Source organism: Accumulibacter sp., from assembly GCF_023806635.1.
Lineage (GTDB): Bacteria > Pseudomonadota > Gammaproteobacteria > Burkholderiales > Rhodocyclaceae > Accumulibacter.
This window is the reverse complement of the sequence record NZ_JAMTDQ010000026.1, coordinates 13,318-32,147: the sequence shown is the minus strand read 5'-3', so window position 1 is coordinate 32,147 and position 18,830 is coordinate 13,318. Positions and strand designations below refer to the sequence as shown.

Annotated in this window: 15 protein-coding genes; 1 reads left to right on the top strand and 14 read right to left on the bottom strand. The window is 60.1% G+C overall.

Annotated features, from left to right (window positions below):
• Nucleotides 1-188 (top strand): transposase domain-containing protein (locus NFW30_RS04665; RefSeq protein ID WP_295351960.1); only part of this gene is annotated, 188 nt, incomplete at its 5' end.
• 283 nt (nt 189-471) lie between these two features.
• On the opposite strand, the gene NFW30_RS04660 is transcribed toward NFW30_RS04665, so the two are convergent.
• The 14 genes from NFW30_RS04660 to xrtB form a co-directional block, all read right to left on the bottom strand.
• Nucleotides 472-1,674 (bottom strand): glycosyltransferase family 4 protein, encoded by a 1,203-nt coding sequence (locus NFW30_RS04660; protein WP_295371807.1) that lies wholly within the window; start codon nt 1,672-1,674, stop codon nt 472-474.
• A complete protein-coding gene (locus tag NFW30_RS04655) occupies nt 1,658-2,971 on the bottom strand; it encodes a UDP-glucose/GDP-mannose dehydrogenase family protein (protein ID WP_295351954.1) in 1,314 nt (437 codons plus the stop codon). Before NFW30_RS04655 ends, NFW30_RS04660 begins: the two co-directional genes overlap by 17 nt.
• A gap of 14 nt (nt 2,972-2,985) precedes the next feature.
• Entirely contained in the window at nt 2,986-4,968 is a 1,983-nt protein-coding gene (locus NFW30_RS04650; RefSeq protein WP_295351952.1) for an alginate lyase family protein, read from the bottom strand.
• A complete protein-coding gene (locus NFW30_RS04645; protein WP_295351949.1) occupies nt 4,965-6,014 on the bottom strand; it encodes a glycosyltransferase family 4 protein in 1,050 nt (349 codons plus the stop codon). The genes NFW30_RS04650 and NFW30_RS04645 overlap by 4 nt, the downstream gene beginning before the upstream one ends.
• Nucleotides 6,015-6,081: 67 nt before the next feature.
• Nucleotides 6,082-8,103, bottom strand: coding sequence for a heparinase II/III family protein (locus NFW30_RS04640; RefSeq protein ID WP_295371804.1), 2,022 nt, complete (start codon nt 8,101-8,103; stop codon nt 6,082-6,084).
• The gene (locus tag NFW30_RS04635) at nt 8,100-9,350 is read right to left on the bottom strand and encodes a glycosyltransferase family 4 protein (protein WP_295351944.1); all 1,251 of its coding nucleotides are present in this window, start codon (nt 9,348-9,350) and stop codon (nt 8,100-8,102) included. The genes NFW30_RS04640 and NFW30_RS04635 overlap by 4 nt, the downstream gene beginning before the upstream one ends.
• Before the next feature lie 18 nt (nt 9,351-9,368).
• A complete protein-coding gene (locus NFW30_RS04630; protein WP_295351942.1) occupies nt 9,369-10,511 on the bottom strand; it encodes a glycosyltransferase in 1,143 nt (380 codons plus the stop codon).
• A 23-nt stretch (nt 10,512-10,534) separates the two neighbouring features.
• Nucleotides 10,535-11,311, bottom strand: a complete 777-nt coding sequence (locus NFW30_RS04625) for a glycosyltransferase family 2 protein (RefSeq protein WP_295351939.1) — start codon at nt 11,309-11,311, stop codon at nt 10,535-10,537.
• Complete coding sequence (locus NFW30_RS04620; protein WP_295351937.1) at nt 11,308-12,549, bottom strand: glycosyltransferase family 4 protein; 1,242 nt, start codon at nt 12,547-12,549, stop codon at nt 11,308-11,310. Before NFW30_RS04620 ends, NFW30_RS04625 begins: the two co-directional genes overlap by 4 nt.
• A 3-nt stretch (nt 12,550-12,552) precedes the next feature.
• Complete coding sequence (locus tag NFW30_RS04615; protein WP_295351934.1) at nt 12,553-14,052, bottom strand: oligosaccharide flippase family protein; 1,500 nt, start codon at nt 14,050-14,052, stop codon at nt 12,553-12,555.
• Entirely contained in the window at nt 14,049-15,479 is a 1,431-nt protein-coding gene (locus NFW30_RS04610; protein WP_295351931.1) for an O-antigen ligase family protein, read from the bottom strand. The genes NFW30_RS04615 and NFW30_RS04610 overlap by 4 nt, the downstream gene beginning before the upstream one ends.
• Entirely contained in the window at nt 15,476-16,504 is a 1,029-nt protein-coding gene (locus NFW30_RS04605; protein WP_295351928.1) for an NAD-dependent epimerase/dehydratase family protein, read from the bottom strand. Before NFW30_RS04605 ends, NFW30_RS04610 begins: the two co-directional genes overlap by 4 nt.
• Before the next feature lie 3 nt (nt 16,505-16,507).
• Nucleotides 16,508-17,197, bottom strand: a complete 690-nt coding sequence (epsI, locus tag NFW30_RS04600; RefSeq protein WP_295351925.1) for an exosortase-associated protein EpsI, B-type — start codon at nt 17,195-17,197, stop codon at nt 16,508-16,510.
• The gene (gene xrtB, locus NFW30_RS04595) at nt 17,194-18,096 is read right to left on the bottom strand and encodes an exosortase B (protein ID WP_295351963.1); all 903 of its coding nucleotides are present in this window, start codon (nt 18,094-18,096) and stop codon (nt 17,194-17,196) included. The genes epsI and xrtB overlap by 4 nt, the downstream gene beginning before the upstream one ends.
• Nucleotides 18,097-18,830: the final 734 nt, after the last annotated feature.

Here is an 18,830-nt window from a genome sequence, read left to right as displayed (position 1 = left end):
AGAAGAATTGGCTGTTCGCCGGCTCCGAGACTGCCGGCCAACGCGCCGCGGCGATCCAGTCGCTGCTCGAGACAGCTCGCCTGAACGGGATCGAACCGATGGCCTGGCTCACCGAGACGCTCGAAAAGCTCCCAAATTGGCCGAACAGCCGCATCGACGAACTGCTGCCACTGAAGACGACAGGCTGAGCGCGGCGCCCCCGAGGGGTGGCTGTGTCGGACGCTTACACTCCATCCAGGCCAAGGGCAAGCTGCAGCCGGAGCCGATCGCTCTGGCTGCAGCTTCAGGGATTCCCGACAGGCCCTGTTCGCCTTGCGGAAGAAAGCTGTGCCTCGGCGCTGGTGGCAAGGTGGGCTTCGGCGGGAAGCCTGCGCGTAGTCGCGGACGCGGTGGTCTGGAGTTGGAGTTGGACTGAGTTGGACTCCACCGCAAGACGGAGCACACACAGAGACCGGCTTGACCACTGCGTGACTACTTTCGAAACAACTCCTCATACGCCGCCAGCAACTTCGGCACCTCGTACTGCCATTCAAGCTCGTTGATTACCCGATTCCGGGCAAACTCACCCATCCGCTGACGCATTTCAGGATCGTCGAGCAACTCGATGATCTTTGCGGCCATGTCCTCTACATCATTGTGGCGCGCATAGAGCGATGCTTCCTGCGCTGAGAAGTGGCCCTCGGTCAGGTCGAACTGCACGATCGGTTTGCCAAGTGCCATGTACTCCATGATCTTGTTCATGGTGGATTTGTCGTTCATCTCATTCGCCACGTCGGGGTTCACGCAGACATCGGCTGTATTCAGCATATCGAGAAGCTCTTGATCCGGCACGCGGCCAGTGAATGTCACGTAGTCGGAAATCCCGATCTCCTGCGCGTAGGCCTTCATCTCATCTAGCGAAGTGCCACCGCCGACCAGCCCGAAGTGCACGTCCTGGCGACCGAGTTTATGGACGATATGCGCTGCTGCCCGCAGCAAAGAATCGATGCCTTCCTGCTTGCCCATTACGCCCACATACCCGACCAGATGCTTCCGGCCACGCTTCAATGCTTCAACTGGCGGCACGATTCGCAGCCGATCCAGCTTCGGGCCGCTGCGCACCACGAACACCTTGTTCGGCTCCATGCCTCCGCGTTCGATGGCAATGCGCTTGTACGATTCGTTCGTGGCAATCGAAACGTTCGCCGTCTTGAACGTCAGCCGTTCGAACAACACCATCAGCTTGTGGAAGAAGTCGCGACGATTGAACTTCGCCTCGTACAACTCGGGGTTGATGTCGTGATGATCGAACAGGAATTTCTTGCCGAGGAAAATCTTGAAGAATCCGCCAACCAGAAAGATCAGATCCGGCGGGTTACACGCATGGATCACGTCGAACCCGCGCTTGAACAACACTTTCCAAGCCAGTACGAACTCCCAGAAGAGCGCTGCCGAATACTCAAGCGCATAACCGATGGCGCCCTCAGCTTCCATCGGCAGGTTGTGGCGGTAGATGTGGATACCCTCGACAACCTCGAACGCCTTTTCGTACCCCTTGCCCGTCGGGCAGATAATCGTCACCTCGTACCCGGCGTCACGTAGTGTCGTCGACTCCTGCCAGACCCGTCGATCAAAGGGAGAAGGCAGGTTCTCGACGATGACGAGAACACGTCGCGGCTTACCAGCAAATGCCATCGTAGCGCCCCGCTTCACTCTTGTTCGGAACGATCCGCACGAGATCGACCACCACCTGGCCCGGTTTCAACTGATCAAGAACACTGGCGAATTCCTTTGCACCGTTGCCGATGACGATCACCTCGGCAAACGCCAGCACCTCCTTCATACTCTCGACCATCAGCTTCGAGATGTGCGGGATGTGATTCAGGATGTAATCGCGGTTTGCGCCGGTCAATGCCGCCAAGTTCACGTTGCGGTCGAAAAGACGCATGTCGTAGCCCTTGCCGATCAGTGATTCGATCACTTCCACCAGCGGCGATTCGCGGAGGTCATCGGTGCCTGCCTTGAACGCGAAGCCGAGAATACCGACCCGCTTCTTGCCATAGGCAAGCACCATGTCCAGGCCCTTCTGAACCTGACACTGGTTGCTGGGCATGATTGCATTGAGGATCGGCAGGTCGAGATCGAGGCTGCGGCCCTTGTAAGTGAGTGCGCGGACATCCTTCGGCAGGCACGAACCCCCAAACGCGAAGCCGGGCTTCATGTAGTAAGGCGACAGATTCAGCTTCGTGTCCGTGCAGAAAATCTCCATCACCTTGTGGCCGTCGATGCCGAGCGCCTTGGAAAGGTTGCCAATCTCGTTGGCGAAGGCCACCTTCAGCGCATGCCAGTTGTTGTCGGTGTACTTCACCATCTCGGCGATCTCGATATCCGTGCGCACCAGCGGCGCGTCCATCTTCTCGTAGAGCTTCACCAGCAAATCGCCGGCGCGCGGATCGGATTCCCCGATCACCGTCTTCGGCGGGTTGTAGTAGTCATGAACCGCGGTGCCCTCACGCAGGAATTCCGGGTTGTTGCAGACACCGAAATCCTTGCCGGCCACCTTGCCGGAGTACTGCTCCAGCGTGGGGATGACAACATTGCGCATCGTGCCGGGTAGCATCGTCGAGCGCGCCACGACGACATGGAACCCGCCCTTCTCCTTGATTGCCGAACCGATTTCCTCGCACACGCGGCGCACGTACGAGAGATCGAGATTCCCGTTCAACTGCGATGGCGTACCGACGCAGATCAGGGAAATGTCTGAACCACGTACCGCGTCGCCAACATCAGTCGTCGCACGCAGGCGTCCGGAGGCCGTGTTCGCGGCCACCATCTCGCCGATATCCCTTTCGATGATCGGCGTTTGGCCCTTTTTGATGAGATCCACCTTCGTCTGGTTGGGATCGACGCCAATCACCTCGTGGCCGTCATTGGCGAGGCAGCCCGCCGAGACTGCACCGACATAGCCCATACCGAAAATACTGATCTGCATTGGAACTCCCTGAATCAAGAAATAATGGAAATCATGGAAACGAATTTCGCGGCGCCCTCGACGTGCGCGCGCTGTCGAATGACCACGCACGGCACCTTGCTGTCGAAGGCTTCCGAATACCAGCCGAGCGGGGCCGAATCATCGCCCTGCACCAGATCGGCGACGCTCTCGTCACCGGAAAAATCCATCAGCAGGCGTTGCGCCCCGTGGCTTGCCAATACCTGCTTGGCTGAAAGCGATACCGAACACCCCGGTGCGAAATGCCAGAACAGCTCGACCTCATGTACGGCCTGGCACGAAACTTCGTCGATGACGGTGAGTACTCTGGCCGTCTTGTCGAAGTCGATCGTCCGCCGATGCAGGACAGGATCGCCGAGGCGCATGTAGCCATCATGGCTGCCCAAAAAATGATCGCAGCCCTCGTCTGAGGACCACTGCTCGCAAGTGGCCTTGGCCTTGGCCAGCCACATGAAATTGCCGCCGATCACCGATTGATCCTGCCCGTCGATGCGTACCGTGTTGTGTGCCGACGTACCGCGGAAGTAATCGCGCCACTTCTTCTGCGTGTGGTACGCGAAGGTGCCTGGGTCGATCAGGAATGGCATTCCGCCTACGGAGAGCATCAGGCTCAACGCATCCGCATGCCCGTGCGCGGCAATCGATAGATAGCCGAGCGGTGCGGCGTCTACTACGGCCCGCACCTCGTTCGGCCTGCCGAACTGATCGCCCAGCACCCAGTAACCACCCTGAGGGAACTCACGGCGCGGCGTATCGGTCCCTGCCGCCGACAGTTCCTGCCACAGCTGTACCCCTGACTCACCGAACAGCAAGGCATTCTTCGCATCGAAATCTCCGGCCTTCGCCTTGAAATCGGCACGCCCGAAAAGCAACGCGCAACTGCACAGCAAGGAGCGAAAGCGGTTCCAGCCGGGCGTGTAGGCAAGCCGCACCATCTCGGCATCGTCGGCATCACCGATCATCGGCACGTTGCCGTTCACATCCATGAGCGAATGCACGAACTCCGCCAACCGTTCCAGCCGCTGCATGAACGGAGCCGAGAACGAGGTGCCGTTGGCCGTTGCGACGACATGGCAGATGAGCATCATGTCCATCACCTCGTGCTGGTAATAGACGGCTTGCTCCTTGTTCACACCGTCAGAGAAATTCTGGCGGGCCGCCTCCTCCTCCAACCCAGCCTTGGCAAGTACCGCCCAGCGAGTACTTTTTCTCCAACAAGGCCAGTTGAGGCTGGCGACGAACAGCCCCATGTATTCTCCAAAGAGATGGTTGTTCGCCGACGAATGGCGGGAAAAATAGCCGGCAATGAAGTGACAGTGCTGGTAGACGCTTGCCAGCCAGCGATCGCGAAACGCCGCGCCATCCGCATCCGAGAACAGGGGCGAATGCTCGCCGCCCAGCAGATGCCAGGCGAACGCCCAGTTGACCAGCCGGACCGCAAGTTCCAGCGAGCTTGTCCAGTGCACCCCGAGTGGATACGGACACTGCTCGAGCCAAGAATCCAGAAGCGTCCGGCTGACGCCCAGATACGCCGGGTTGCCGGATACGCGCCAAGCCAAAGCCAGCGTCACCAGTTCCAGGTGCCGGGCCGGCTCCCAAAGGTACTTGATATCGCCGACGAGTTCCTCGCGGCGATAGTCGACCGACTTACCTGGAGCAAGCGGCGCCACCGTTCCGGTCTTCGGGTCGCGGTTCCACCGCGGCGGAAAACCAAGCGGCAAGGCGTCCATCGCAAAAACACGCCAACGACCCGCGATGATCTCGTCAGCTACCGTGATGAGATCACCCACGTCATTAGTCGCCGACGGGATGCAAACAAAGGATCTCCCAAGAGCATCAAGGCTGGCAGCGGGCGGTCGCTTCGCCGTGCCGATACCAAATCGCGCAGCGATCTTTTGGCCATGTTTGGCGGTACGCCAGACAAACTCGGCCGGGCTCATCAACTTCAGCCGGTTGATCTTCCAGGCGAGCGAACTCATGCCGCACCGAGTTCCCGGTAGATCGCCTCCACCTGCGGCAGGATCGCCTGCGCGGAGAACGTTGCTTCCACTTTGCACCGTGCCGCCACACCCATACGTTCGGCCAGCCCTTCCTCACTGAGCAGACGATCAAGGCACGCAACGAGGGAAGGGATATCCCCGGGTTCGACCAGATATCCCTCGGTGCCGCTGGAGACTGCCTCGGGTATCCCCCCGACTGACGTCGAAACGATGGGCAGACTCGCCGCCATAGCCTCCAAGACACTCATCGGCAAGCCTTCGTTGTGGGAAGGCAGGGCATAAATCGTTGCCGACCGAAGGTATCTGTCCTTGCCCTCTCCCCGGACCCAACCCAGCAAGTGCACGTGGTCGGATATCCCCAAATCGGCAGCGCGAACACGTACCTGCTCGATCTCACCATCCCCACCAAGCAATAATTTCACATGAGGATGCTTGTTGGTTAATTGCGCTACGGCATCGAGCAAGTCGTAGCTGCCCTTGCGCTTTCCGAGGCGCCCAAGACACAGTACGGTATAGGCCTTCCGGCACGACCACTCGGTCGACTGCCGGGGCAACAGGGCGGGGTTGTAGATCGTCAGAACATGCGGATTGGTGCACATGCCCTGAACCCATTGTTTCCACGCTGCAGACAGAACGACGACCCGGCTGGCTCTGTTGAAGACAAAACGCACCAAAGCTTTCCGACAGTCCCCGCATTCTTTCTCGAAGAAAATGGCAAACTCTGAACCATGCAAATGCAGCACAACCGGTATACTCAAGACCATCGCTGGCAAGAGAAACAAGGACTTCCGCCAGAAACTGGCGCGCGAAGAGACGTGCGCGTGTACCAGCTTGATCCGGCCCGACAGCAGTAGAACCATAAACTGCACGAATCCTCGGAAGAGAGCACCTAGTTTGTCCAATCCGCTGCCATCACAATGCGTTGCAATATAGGTTATCGGCCAGCGAGCGAACAAACCTGCAGCCCGGTACACATTGACCACCGACGAAATCCCACCCATGGTTTCTAAGTGCGTGCCGATCATCACAATCCTTCGTCGTTGCCCGCTCATCGCCGGCTTCCTTCCTCGTAGAGAATTCGTCGATTGTTTTTCATGGCACCTCTGTCCGTGTAATGCTGCCCCCGGAAAAGCGGTAGCGAACCCCCCCAAAGTCGACGACGGAACCCCCGGCGTCGAAGGTCACGTGCGGTTGGGGCTGCGGCCGGCAACCGACCGTCAGGATGGCGACCGCATCAAAGTGCGCCGCTGCCGCCTCGGTGACCCAAGTACCGTGCCACTGAGACGGACGCGGGTTGCGTGCGTCGCGGATCGGTTCAAAATCGAAACGGTCGTGCTGGCCAAACGCTGTCTTCGCCGAGCTTCGAAAATCGATGCACACGCGCATATCTGTATTACGGACTTCGATATGGCCATCTTCAAGCACATGAAAACGATTGAGCGCATGCAGATTCCACTCCCAGACTCGCGCCGCCTCGGCGGCGAGGCGGTCGAAAACGATGATCCGCTCCTCGTTGCGTTCATAGACGAGCCCGCGAACGGCTTTCTGCAAGCCCGTGTAGCTTTCGGTGGCATCGCCGACTGCGACATCGACACGGCCGTCGGTTGAAAAGCGGATGATTCTCCCCCGCGCCGCTGCATCCCAACCCATGCGTCGCTCGCTCTCCTGACCCCGCCCGCCGTCGGCTGTCACCGCGTTGTGCGCCTTCGTTCGAAACGTCCAGCCGAAATGATGTTTCGAACCGTACGAGTCGTAATAGCCACTGTCAATCAGCAGCGGCCGCCCGCCGGCGTTGAGCACAAAGCTGTTCTGGTCGTAGTGCCCGTGACTGTTGGCACCGTAAGGGCTGCTCTTGAAGTAGACCGAGGTGCGGCCTCGATCACGCAGGTCCGAATGCATCGCCACCCAGCCGATCGACGGAAAATGTGCTGCATTCGGAACGCCCTCGGGTAGATCAGAAACGTCGAATTCAACGTACGGCGCCAGCAGCCCGTCCATCGACGGCCGGCTACCCTGGAACCATTGCCGTGCATACCAGCGATGCAGCGGCAGCGGCACACGCGCCGCATAGGCTTGGGCGGTAAGTGCCCATTCCAGCGCCGAGTTCTGTTCCGCGGCGTCGCCGAACGCACCGACCGGCGTCCCCGGCGGCAGGAAATAGACGAGGAAGCGACCAAAGTTGCGAGCCCATGGCTTGAGCGTCAGGTCGAGGCCGAGCACTCGCCGGAGCGTGTCCCAGTGGCGAAGGCTGAATTCGGTCATATCGACGAAAGCGTAGGATGTACCGTTCGCGTATCCACCATCATCGCCGCCGAACGGCGAGAGGTGCCGCGCATAGACCGGAACGATGTCACGCATCCAGCGATCGGCCTCCGGCGTCTCGCCCGCGAGCAGCACCCCAATTTCAGCAAAAGCACCGATGATCTCGTTGCCGTGGGAATCCGCCGGCTGCTTCACCAAGGAACGCGGCCCGTGGATCCAGCGCTCGCTGAAATCATCGACGCGCGGTCTGATCGCGGCCAGCAGTTTCTCTTTTTCTGCCGCCGACCATTGTGAATAAAGCCAGTCGAGACCGAGCGCCAGAGTCCATGCGACCATACGCGCCGACAAGTCACCCTCCGCGATACTGGTCGGGCCGCGGGGATCCAGTTCGGTCAGCAGCAGCAGCTTCCGCCGCGCAGCGCGGGCATAGTCCGCCCGCCCGGTGACCAGCGCTGCGAAGGCCAGATTCTGAGCACCGCGGCAGGCACTCTCAACCTGCTGCTTGATAGCCACTTCCCAGCGCGCGTGCGCGGCAAAGTCGACGCCCTTCTGAGGAACGTCGAGGACAAAGCTCGCTGGCTCGCCGAGTTGGGAAGCGAGTCCGGCAAGAAAATCCCGAAACTCCCCCGCGCGACGGCCTTCGAGTAGCGCGCTGCGTATCTCTGCCCATTCACCGGTGTGGGCGAAGCTACGCGGGCGCGGAGCACGACGGGCCCGCGCAACGTCAATTTCACCGTGCAAGGCCGCACCAAGGATTTGTGCCGGGCTCGCACCGCTGCCCTGCGCAGCTGCATTGTTCGGTATGGCAGCGACCGCGAGCAGCACCAGGGCGACGGTCAAGGCGCGCGTCACACGCACCTCCCGAGCAGTTTCCGGTAGGACCCAGCTACCCGTCGCGCCAGAAGACCGTAGGAGCGGTTCGCACGTACCCAGGTAGGACCGAGTTCAGAACACCGCTGACGTAGCGTCTCGTCGGTGAGCAAGCGGAGAACTGCGTCACGGAAAGCATCAACCTCCATCGGACAACAGATACCGGCACCGCTTTGCTCGATAACGAGCCGCTGATCAGGGATGTCGTTGGCAACGCCGGGCAAACCGAGAGCCAAGTACTCGACCAGCTTGGTCGGCGATGATATGTCATAAAGTTCGCCCCGCGGAACTGGCGACAACCCAACCTCGGCGCGAATGACATAGCTCAAGGCTTGTTCCTGTGCTAGCCAGCCAGTCAGCAGGACATGTTCATTCAGTGAGCGCAGTTCAATTTCCTCACGGATCCACGTCCTTTCTCCCGGCGATACGGCGTCTCCAGCGAGAACCAGCAGAACATCCGGCTCGCATTCCCTTACCGCAAGGGCCAGATCGAGCAAGAAGTCGGAACGCCTGGCCTTCCCCAAACCGCCCAAATAGACGATCACACGGCGCCCCTCCAGGCGTGGGTTGTCGGAGGGAACAATGCTTTCGCGCCGCAGGAAATCAGTGTCCACTCCCATCGGAACCGCCGTCATCTTGCCAACATCGAATCCCTTCTCTGAAAACCAGTCCAGCATCGCATCGCTCTGCACGAAGACGTGATCGGCCTGCTTAAGAATGAAGCCGTAGAAAATACGCCGCGACCACGAAACACGCAGCATGTCAGCGATACATATAAGGGGATTTGGTTTTTTACGATTGCGCGCAGTCAGGGCAAATCCCTCGACAAAGGGAAACGAGATCCAGTAAACGAAGGGCTTGCCGCAAATTCGGGCGTAAGTGCAGCCAACCACCCCGGTACGAATCTTGTCGCGCACCTGGACAACATCGAACGGAAAACGATGGCGCAGAAGGCCCCAAGCATCGCGCATTGGCCGCAAGAACTCGGCGAGCATGCCCTTGTTGGCAACACCAGCGGCCGAGGCGCACCCGGCGGGCCATTCGAGGGCGCCAGAATGCCCCGGCGCACGCTGCCCGAGAAGGTCACTGAAAATGCCTTCGACCGGCAGGTAGTGCCCGAACAGTGCGCCGACATCCGGTCGAAATGGCGGCAGGGCGTCGCGCATCAGAAACAGGATGCGGATCGGATCAGCCTTTTCCGAATCGTTCGCCGCCGTTTCCAACCCCATGCAAGGTTCCTCCATGTTTCATTTGGCAACAGCTGGTCGCGCATCTCTGGCTCGCCCTTCCGCGACATCTCTGAATATCTCCAAGTATTGCCGCGAAACAACCTTGCTGGTGTGCTCCGAGTTGAAGCGGCGCATCCCTCCCGCCTGCAAGCCACGATAATAGCCATCGTCCTCATAAAGCCGGGCGACCGTCGCAACCAGTTCCTCGCGACCTTTCGGCATCATACCGTTGACGTCGGGTACGATGCCGAAGGTTGATTGCGGGCAGAGGACGGGCGTGCCGGTCGACCAAGCATCGCACAGGAACCCCCAGCCCGAAGTGCTTTCGCTGTAGGCAAGAAAAGCGCCGGATAGGCGCTCTAGCGCCTGACACCGCGTCACCCCGAGTATATGCTGCACGCGGTCACCGTATCGCCGCCGCAAGGACTCGACAACGCGCTCGTCAGAGCCTCGGCCGATTACCGTAAAGCGCTCGACCGGGGTCCGTTCGAGAATGGCCGGAACCGTCTCGAGCCACCGCGCGCAGTTCTTGTGAGGCACAAGCGAGCCGATATAGATCATCTCGCCACGGTCGCGTGCCGGCGCCATCCGCCAGTCCTCGGGCTGCTGCGCGCAATGCCCGGCGTAGTAAAGGCGGCGGCCGCGGGGCCTGAATCGGTCGAGCTGCTGCCCGTCAGCAGGATCGTTAGTCATCAGCGCGTCCACCTCGCCGGCGGCCTGCCACCAGCGCAGGCTGCCGACTATGCGGCCAATCGTCGGCACACCGAGATAATAGCGCCGGCGCATTGAGGACAGCGGATCGATCGACTCCACGCGCAATAGCGCGGGGACCGGATGCCGGCGCCCGATCATGCGCACTGCCGCCAGCGAGCGGAAGGAATTGGCGAACAGGAAATCGGGACAAAATTCGTCTGCGAGCCGAATGACTTCGGTATGCAGACGCCCCGGATTCGCGGAGAGCTCCTCAGGATCCGCGTAGGGCCGGTAGATCTCTACGCCACGGAACAACTCGTGGTTGTCACACGGCTGGTCGCTCTTCAGGCGAGACAGCCGAGTGGCGATGACTCTCACTTCACAGCCCTGCGCCAGCAGGGGCGGCAGAGCAAAGGCGACTTCATCGAAAACCGGGTTCAATCCGGGGTAGATGGCAAGTATTCTCATGGCTTGTTTGATCGCTCCTGCGTTCAGGTTGACCTGCGCCGGCTGGTGGCCCGACGTTCAAGGACGTAACGACGCACGAAGCGGTAAGCATAGCGCGCCGAGAACTTGGTGAAGGAAAGCGGCCAATGGCCGGCGTGGCGTAAGTTGACACGGTAGCATTCGCGCATCGAGGCCATCGCATTCGCGTTCGACAAGCTGCCGGAATGCATGCGGAAAACAGCCAAGCAATCATCAACTTCAGCCGGCACGATCCCAGCAGCACCGATGCGCAGCCACAAGTCTACGTCCATCGCGTAGCGCAGACGCTCGTCAAAGACGCCGACACGCTCGAAGACGACACGCCGGACAAAGGTTGCCGGATGCGGAATGAAATATTGTCCTTGGGCAAAGGATGTCGGGCTGTAGCTGGAACGTGGCTTCGCAACCGACTCGAGCCGCCCATCGACATCATTAACCGTACGGCCAATCAGCCAGTCGCGCCCACTTTCTTCCAACACCCGCGCGGCCCGGCCAAGTACATCCGGCGCGAGGTAGTAGTCGTCCGAATGAAGATGCGCGATCACCTCGCCGCTCGCGGCCTCAATTCCGGCATTCATCGCGCGACTGATGCCTCCGAACACACCCCTGACGACCACTGCGTACGGGCAGCGCACGGCGATCATATCCAACGTTCCGTCGCTCGATCCACCGTCTACGAAAAGGTGCTCGACATTCGGATAGTCTTGGGCCTGTACTGAGTCGATCGTCGCAGCCAGCGTGGCAACGCTGTTCCAAGTGCAGGTTATTACTGAGACCTTCATGGCGTTGTACCTGTTCCTAACTTTTTGCACGGCATACGATAGATGTCGACGATACGACTTGCAGCCACGTCCGCATTCCACTTCGACGGGCTGTATCCGGATTGATTGGGGTACGGCCTGGAAGCAAGAACACCTGCGGTCAAACTGGCCATGTCAGGAAACACCTGTAGCTGTCCTGGAAACATGGCGTATTGGCCAAGTTCCGGAGTGCCCCCACGGTCTAGGGCAAAGACGAGCTTGCCAAGAGTCAAACCCTCAAAGATCGTCGTAGCACATGATTCCTCGCAAACAGACGGGACCACAATCAGATCCGCCCCAGCCAGCAACTCCAGCGCTTTTCCACGTTCTCGCCAGCCCATGAAGGTTATTTGCGCCCCCGTGAACCTGCTGCGCAGCGCGCTTTCCTGGGGGCCGTCGCCGAGGATCACGACACGTGTTGCCTTATCGAGCCGGGGGGCGATTTCCTCAAGAAACTTGTCCACGCCCTTGGGCGGGTAGAGCTTACCAGCGACAGCGACAACGAGTAGCTCGGGGTCTCCCGGCAGTAGTCTGAACGGGTTGTTGGCAGCACTCTCAACCGCTCCCAAGTCGATGAAGTTATGAACGACGACGCCCCAGTCACCCGGGCCCGCCGTACGAGTTAAATTACGGCGCAGCATGTCCGAGACAAAAATAGTCTTATGGCGTCGAAAGGCTTCTACCACCCGTGCCCTGTAGTGCCGAACTGCCATTGCCGAAAGTGCCGTCTGGATAAAATTCGGATTATCCGAGATGCAGCCAGCGCATGCGCGCGGGCTGGTTTCGTTGCAGATCGCCCCGTTGCGGAAGCGCGTATGCGAGAGACAGTCGGCTCCTTGGTCGTGCCTTGACTGAACGAAGTTGATGGTGGATGGAATGAAGGCAGCCACATCAGGCGCATGGCCGTGGTAATGAATGACATCATAGTTCCCAGCACGCGTGAGGATAGCCCGCGCTAAAGCACGGGCTATTACCAAGCGGCGCAGTGGGTTGTAGAATCCGAGCCCGGTTTCCTTCCAACCACCAAAGCGCCAGCGCAGTTCCGAAAAGAAACGGCCGGGCAGCCCGATAATCGGATCGTAGGCATGTCGCCCGTTCCCCATGAAATCCACTTGGTGCCCTTGCCTAGCGAGAGCTTTGGCCAGTGTCACAGCATGCTGGCCCAGGCCGCCCATGGATGGATGCGGGACGTCTTCGCTGACTATGAGTATTTTCATCATCCCTTACTGGACCCGCCGAAAACACGGCAATCGCTGCCTGATTTTGACGCGAACGTCCTCCTGGAAAACCAAGAACCACCCACCCACCAGCATGACCGGCGCCATCACCGCAATGGCGATGGCCACCTGCAGACTGCGATCAACCGGCAACCCGGAGCATATGTACCCTCCGCCAGCGATCAATAGACCGACGCCGGCGCCCGGCGCAATCGCCTGACGGAACCACGTCCATATCGACACAGGAGAAACGATTCGAAAAAACACCGTGAGGAAGGCAACCGTAAAGACCGCCGATGTCCCGAAATGCGCCAGAGCCACACCTTCAATTCCACCCAGCATGGCACCGGAATAGACTGCCAACAAACCAGCCACACAGCGAACCAAGGCAAACGAACCGGTCAGCTGTGTGCGCCCACCACCATCGGTAACCAACGAGGGAACATTGGTCAGAGAATCGATCAGTGCGCCGCCCGCGACAAGGGCCATGATCCAACACCCTTTCTCGGCGAACTCTGGGCCCAGCCAGACATCCAGGAACCATCCTGAAAGAACGCTGACGGCGGCCACGGCAGCCGCATTGAGGTAGAACGTGTACCGTGTGGCTTGTATCACGAGCCGCTCAACCTCGGCCAAGCGGCTGTTCGCCAGCAAGGCGCTGGTCATCGGGAAAACCATATGGATCGAGCGGAAAGCGAGCGAAAATATGCGGTTGGCGAGCAGCGCCGGCACGGTAAAATAGGCCACGTCCCTAGCCCCAAGAACTGCACCAATGACCAGCTTGTCGGCATGCGCATAGGTAATTGAAGCCACGCGGCTCAGGTAGGCAAACGCGGTAAAACCCAGCATCCTCTCTCGAATTGACTTTTCCGGCCAGGACCAATGCACCCTGTTGTCCAGCAGCTTAATGCAGGACATCACGAGTGCGGCCAGACTCAAAGCACCCAGCACATTGCGTAACCAGATGACCTCTATTAATTGCGCACCCATAAGGACAAAAAGTGCGGAAAATAACGGGGCGAGAATACCGAATGCTGTCTCGACCCGACCGCTGATGTCATAGCGCTGCAGACCCTGCGGCACACTCATCAGGTAGGCTTGGAACTGAGAAAAAACAAACCCCAAGGCAGCAATGCGGACCAGCCGGACCGTCTGATCATCAAAGGACTTGGCGAATACGGACGCTAGCCAGGGCGCACCGAGAATCAGAAAACTGGCGCCCGCGGCTGCGATCACGGTGTAGATGACGAGTCCAAAGCAGATAACTTGCATGACGCGGCGCGCATCACGGTTGGCATGATACTCGGCGATGAACTTGACCGAGCCCGCGGTCATGTTGATGTCAAACATCGACATGTAGCTGGTCACGCTGAGAATTAGCACCAGCAGGCCGTAGCCCTCTGTCCCCAGGCCGTGAACGAGAACCGGTGTCGCAACCAGCAGCACCATGGCCGGTAGCAACCCCGCCAGAAAATTGCTGGCGGCGTTGTGCAATGCCTGACTCACGCGCGCACTCCCTTGTGTGTTAAGGCGGCCGAAACGAGGTACGGAAGACCGGCGCAAAAGGCGATCATCTGTGTCGTTCGCACCTGAGGGATAGGTGTGCCGATCAGAAAGTCTGGGATCATGAAAATCAGACCAGCAACGCCAGCGGCAACAAGCACCTTGCATGGCACGGACAAATCGTGCGGCAATGAGCGGACGTGCACGACAAAGGCCACTACGACGCCTGTAAGCAGCGCAATGCCAATCATGCCGCTCTTCAGGGCAATATGCAGCAGCCCACTGTGCACAAAGCTGCCGCCGGCCTCGTTGCCCTGCCAAGCGATGCGACTGGCACCATCGTACGACCCCCAGGCACCGACACCCGCAACCGGGTTGTTTAGGATAGTCTCAAGCGTGTAACGCAGCTCAAGAACCCGGTCGTCGTCGGCACCGTAGCTTTTCGGCAACAGGTCGTAGACAAACGCGAGCGGTCCGCCGGATACGCCGCGCGTCTGCCCAAGCCGCTTTATGGCGACGAACACGATCCCTGTAAACAGAGCCGGCAGCCCAAGAACGGCAACCGGCAACCTGTAGTCGCGGGGCAGGAGCAAGAAGATGTAGAGAGCGACAAGCATCAGCCCGCCCCATTCGCTGCGCCGGTAGGAGAGAACGATCGACAAGGTACAGGTGAGCGCGGCGAATGCGTACAGAGCTTTCCACATATTACCGATGCGCTCGCTCTGTTTCTCACCCAGCAGGTAGAGAGCCGATATCGTGAGCCCCAGCGCGCAGAGCAGCCCGTCGTTGATGTCAAAAAAGGTGATCTTGACATTGACGCCACCGTAGTTCTGGTAGGCATTGGCTGGATCGCCGCCAAACGCTACCCAGCGCCCCAGGCCGAAAAGAGATCGGCCAAACGCTAGGATAACAATGGATTTCGAAAGCCGGTCGACGACAGTTTCGCTAGTGCCGCTTGCAATCATTACCATGATCAGTATCCCCATCCAGGGGATGTTCGAAAAACCCGTTGCTGACAGCGCGTCCTTGAGCTCGATGCCGGTCGTCATGGCCCACAGCACGTGACAAAAAAGTAGCGCAGTCCAACCCGCGAACCAGTAGAGAATTGTCGGCGTCTGCCGCACTGTACGATCGCCGGAGAACACTTGACCGACCTTGATGCAGAGCCAGCCACCGAGAAGACCCCACAGGAGCAATGGGAAGTATACGAGCCCGGTGCCGCGGCCGTAGATCGATCGGCCCGTTGCCTCCAAGGTGCCCCAAGAGGAGCCCGAGAAGAAGAAAAAGACGAGGCAGAACCCAGCTAGGACGATATAGGGCCGACTAGAGACGAGCACCGCCCCGACGATGCACGCGATCGTCGCGAAAACGACTACAGTGATCGGCATACCGATGCCTATCGCGTATGCCATAATCTCCGAAAAACTCATGTAAGGTACCTTGAGCCGAAAGCCGGAGTTGTACCATGGTAATCGATATACACTTCGCGTAAGCCCTCACTCGGGTCAGCGTGTGACTTCCAGCTAATGCCGTTGAGCTTTGCCACATCCAGCGACTTCCTCGGCGTCCCGTCCGGCAGCGTCGTATCGAAGACGATCCCTTCTTTGTAGCCCACCACCAGCTTGACCGTCTCGGCCAGTTCCCGGATCGTCGCATCGTCGCCCACTCCGATATTCACCAGAGCCGGATCAAACGGGCCGGTCTTTGATTTATCGCGGCCTTGGAGGCTGTTGTATCGTTCGTCCGGCAAGTTCATCAGGAAGACGCAGGTATCGGCCGTATCCTCGCTGTAGAGGAACTCCCTTCTTCGTCTACCGGTACCCCACACCGTCACCGTCCGAGCCTCGGCTACGTTGGATTCGTTGAACTTGCAGATCAGGGTCGGGATGACGTGGCTGCTCTCGGGGCGGAAGTAGTCGCCCGGGCTGTAGAGGTTGGTCGGCATCATCGCCAGGTACTTGGTGCCGTATCGGCGGCTGCAGCTCCAGCACATCTCGATGCTGGCGATCTTGTCCAGCGCGTAGGGCCGGTTGGTCGGCTGCAGTGGGCCGGCGAGGAGGCACTCATTCTCAATGGGCTGCAGTGCAAGCTTTGGACAGATGCGGGAGGAGCCCAAAAACACCAAGCTCTGAAGGCTGCTTCGGTCGCAACGTGGATGATATTGGTCTTGGGTCGCCAGGTTGTCGCGGCTGAACTCGACCGGGTAGGCGTTGTTGGCCACGATGGCAGCCCATCGCCGCAGCGCCACGTGGCCTATTGCGGGGACGTTGTAGATCTCGCTCTCCTGCGCCAACTGGATCATCCCGACGACGGTGGTCGAATCCCCGCATTCGGTGTTGAACAGCGAGGCGCGGCGCGTGATCCCATGCCCTTTGTAGCCCTTTCTTAAGAAGCACTGGACGAAGTAGGCGCCGTTCTGGCGGGGCTTACCAGTGATGGTTGCTTTCCTGGTCATGCTTCACTCACTTCCGAGTTTTCCGGCGAGCCGCCAGCGTGCCTCAGGGGCGATGCCTCCCAACATCTGTTTGGAAAATCGGTCGTGCATCTGGTATGCACTGGCCTTGTCGGGGTCGATCGAGGACACGCGCACCAGCATGCCGTCCGGTACCTTGCCGGAAAGGCCGTAGCTCATCTCGACCAGCTTCTTCTCGATGCCGCCGCTCTTGATCACCGTATCTCCGATGGTGATCCAGTAGGTCACGGGTTCGTTGCGGTTACCGAGCGAGGTGGAAACTCGGGTGATCGGCAGATCGCCGCCGCGCACCTGCAGCGTGTCAGCGTGCTTGCCGTGAAGGGTGAAGCCCTGCGCCGGGTAGCAGACCTCCGGCTTGTGCACCTGCATCGCATCGCCTTGGTCGCCGCCGTAGGCCACGGCGAGCATGATGCGGTAGCCCTGCGCATTGACGTAGGTGCGTGAGAGGGTCTGGTTGTAGATCTTCTCGAGCATCTCCTTCTGCTGCGGGTCGACCGCCTGCGTCACGCTGGCGATGTCCTGCCGCCATTCGCCAAAGCTCGTGGGGATCAGCGTCTCGAGTTCGACCTTCGGCCCCTGGTCCGCGATCTTCTTCGTCGGCTTCAGCGCAATGGCCATGCCGGATGCGGCGACCATCATCATCATCAGGATGAGGTTGCGCAGCGGGAGCTTCATCCCCTGGCCACCGCCCTGGGTTTGACGATACCGCGTTCTTCGAGACGCCGGACGCCCCACTGAATGACCGAGTCAACTGCGATGATCAGCAACAGCGCTGTGAGGAACAGCACCATGCCGGCGAAGCCATGCAGGAAGCCCTGCCCAGCCTCGTCGCCGAAGTGGTAGGTGATGAGGGTGAGCACCATGACGCGGATGACGTTGGCAGTGAATGAGATCGGCACGACCAGGATGGCCAGCGTGACATTGCGCACCAGCGAGTCGCGGCGGACGATATTGAGGTAGAGGAGGCCCAGCGCTTCGAGCGTGAAGAGGGTGTGGAGACCGGCGCAGGCGTCGGCCACCAGCAGCTTGTAGTGGCCGATCTGCAGAATGACGCCGGTGCGTGCGATCGGATAACCGACGGCATAGAGGATGTGCTCAGCGACATAGGAAACGGCCATCTTCATCGGCATGGTGACGGTGTCGACGACCACGCCCGGCAAGGGAATCATGAACAGCATGAAGAACAGCGCGAACCACTGCGCCTTCAGCGCCGCGCTGCCGCGCGTCAGCAGCAGGATGCCGGCGAGCGCCCAGATCAGCGAGCCGATCTCGAAGAGCAGGATATCCTGCGAGCGGCCGATTGAGTAAAGAAGGAGCGCCAACACAACGATCGGCCAGCCCCAGGCGGAGGGGGGCTGCCGTTCGCTGACTTGCCACATCGCCGGCCACTTGCGATACGCGAGCCAGCAGGCGATGGCGAAGACGATCGGCCCGTGCGCCTGCTGGTCGGTCGACCAGATGCCGCGCATGAGATCGGCGAAGCTGGGCACGTACATTGCGGCCAGGCCGGCGATGATCGGCAACCACGCCAGCCACTGCGCTTCCCTGGTGTTGATGTTCAGCGGAGTGCCCATCGCCATTGTTGATCTATCCCCGGCCCGCCTGGAGGCACTGCGCATCGCTGCACGGATCATCTTGCCGTTGCGGGGTTCCAGCCAGGTCGCGAGCGGCGCGCAAGGGGCTGCGCCGGGGTTGATTCCGCTGCCGTGTGCGCATGTGGAGGGGGTGCTCCGGGAGCGCGCGGTCGGTGGGGCAGGAGACGGAACTGGGCAGCTTCATGGCGGTCTGCGCGAACGGGCTTTCGACGGATACGACAATCCGCATCCTATGGGCGAAGGCGGCGCCGGTCGGTGACGTATTGCGCAGATTCCCCGACTTCAGTGCCGGCCGGGACGATCCCGTCGCCGATGCCGCCGGAGCGCTGGTGGGGCAGTGGCTACTGGCGTGGCTGTGGCGGACGCGTTGTCTCTGTCACGCCGACGGCAGCATTACGCACCGGCATCCCGTCGCGAGCCGCAAGCCCCGTTGCCGAACACGTTTTTGGCGCCCGGCCATCGCCGGGCTGGTCGAGGTGATCAGGTCCACGCCCTCCGGGACGAAATGCCGCGCGGCGAGGAATGATGGCTTGGTCATGCTCCTTGCCAAGCTGGTCGGGGGTCTCCACAAGCTTGACGAATCGGCACGCTGCGCCGACGGACGACGAGAGCCAGCATCACGGCGAGCGTTTGTCGCCATGCAAGCCGTCCAGACGACGCACCCCGGTCGGCGCGCCGAAGAGCCGAACGCGCTCAGCCGCTGCCCGTGCCTT

What these genes read in the sequence shown, in the direction of transcription:
- NFW30_RS04635 (WP_295351944.1), bottom strand. Translation starts at nt 9,350, where the DNA reads ATGGGGTTGGAAACGGCGGCGAACGATTCGGAAAAGGCTGATCCGATC.
- NFW30_RS04660 (WP_295371807.1), bottom strand. Translation starts at nt 1,674, where the DNA reads ATGGCATTTGCTGGTAAGCCGCGACGTGTTCTCGTCATCGTCGAGAAC.
- NFW30_RS04655 (WP_295351954.1), bottom strand. Translation starts at nt 2,971, where the DNA reads ATGCAGATCAGTATTTTCGGTATGGGCTATGTCGGTGCAGTCTCGGCG.
- xrtB (WP_295351963.1), bottom strand. Translation starts at nt 18,096, where the DNA reads ATGGGCACTCCGCTGAACATCAACACCAGGGAAGCGCAGTGGCTGGCG.
- NFW30_RS04605 (WP_295351928.1), bottom strand. Translation starts at nt 16,504, where the DNA reads ATGACCAGGAAAGCAACCATCACTGGTAAGCCCCGCCAGAACGGCGCC.
- NFW30_RS04630 (WP_295351942.1), bottom strand. Translation starts at nt 10,511, where the DNA reads ATGAGAATACTTGCCATCTACCCCGGATTGAACCCGGTTTTCGATGAA.
- NFW30_RS04650 (WP_295351952.1), bottom strand. Translation starts at nt 4,968, where the DNA reads ATGAGTTCGCTCGCCTGGAAGATCAACCGGCTGAAGTTGATGAGCCCG.
- NFW30_RS04625 (WP_295351939.1), bottom strand. Translation starts at nt 11,311, where the DNA reads ATGAAGGTCTCAGTAATAACCTGCACTTGGAACAGCGTTGCCACGCTG.
- NFW30_RS04610 (WP_295351931.1), bottom strand. Translation starts at nt 15,479, where the DNA reads ATGAGTTTTTCGGAGATTATGGCATACGCGATAGGCATCGGTATGCCG.
- NFW30_RS04620 (WP_295351937.1), bottom strand. Translation starts at nt 12,549, where the DNA reads ATGATGAAAATACTCATAGTCAGCGAAGACGTCCCGCATCCATCCATG.
- NFW30_RS04645 (WP_295351949.1), bottom strand. Translation starts at nt 6,014, where the DNA reads ATGATCGGCACGCACTTAGAAACCATGGGTGGGATTTCGTCGGTGGTC.
- epsI (WP_295351925.1), bottom strand. Translation starts at nt 17,197, where the DNA reads ATGAAGCTCCCGCTGCGCAACCTCATCCTGATGATGATGATGGTCGCC.